The 512-nt window shown below is 67.2% G+C and carries 1 protein-coding gene; it reads right to left on the bottom strand.

The window, feature by feature from the left end; genetic code table 11:
• On the bottom strand, positions 1-512 hold a 512-nt coding region (locus tag C5687_RS24375), incomplete at both ends, for an Ig-like domain-containing protein (RefSeq protein WP_146086324.1).

The following is a 512-nucleotide window of genomic DNA, read 5'->3' as shown; positions in this document are numbered from 1 at the left end:
CCGGTGTTGCCTGACGGATCGGTGACGGTGGTGGTCAGGTCGTGTGCGCCGTTCGCCAGCGGCTGGTCCGGGGTGTAGCTCCAGGTGCCGTCCGGGTTCACCTTCGCGGTGCCGATGACCTGGCCGTTGTCGATGATGTTCACCGTGCTGCCCGGCTCGGCCTTGCCGCTCAGGGTCGGGGTGTTGTCATCGGTGGTGTCGCCGCTCACGACCGGGCCCTGGTAGGCGCCGACGTTGTCGGTGACCAGCAGGTCAGAGGCCGCGTCCGGGGCTTTTGTATCGATCACGATACCGAAGCCGCCGGTTGGCTCACTGGTGCGGCCCACGCCGTCGGTGACGGTGGCGGTGAAGTTATGGCTGCCGTCAGAGAGCGCCGTATCCGGCGTGAAGCTCCAGCTGCCGTTGCTGCCCACGGTGGTGGTGCCAATCAGACGACCGTTGTCGTAGATACTGATGGTGCCGCCCGCCACGCCGCTGCTGCCGCTCAGGGTCGGGGTGGTGTCGTTGGTGAC

It is taken from the genome of Enterobacter sichuanensis (assembly GCF_002939185.1).
Classification (GTDB): domain Bacteria; phylum Pseudomonadota; class Gammaproteobacteria; order Enterobacterales; family Enterobacteriaceae; genus Enterobacter; species Enterobacter sichuanensis.
The sequence above is the reverse complement of the archived record's forward strand: the minus strand, read 5'-3'. Positions and strand labels throughout refer to the sequence as shown.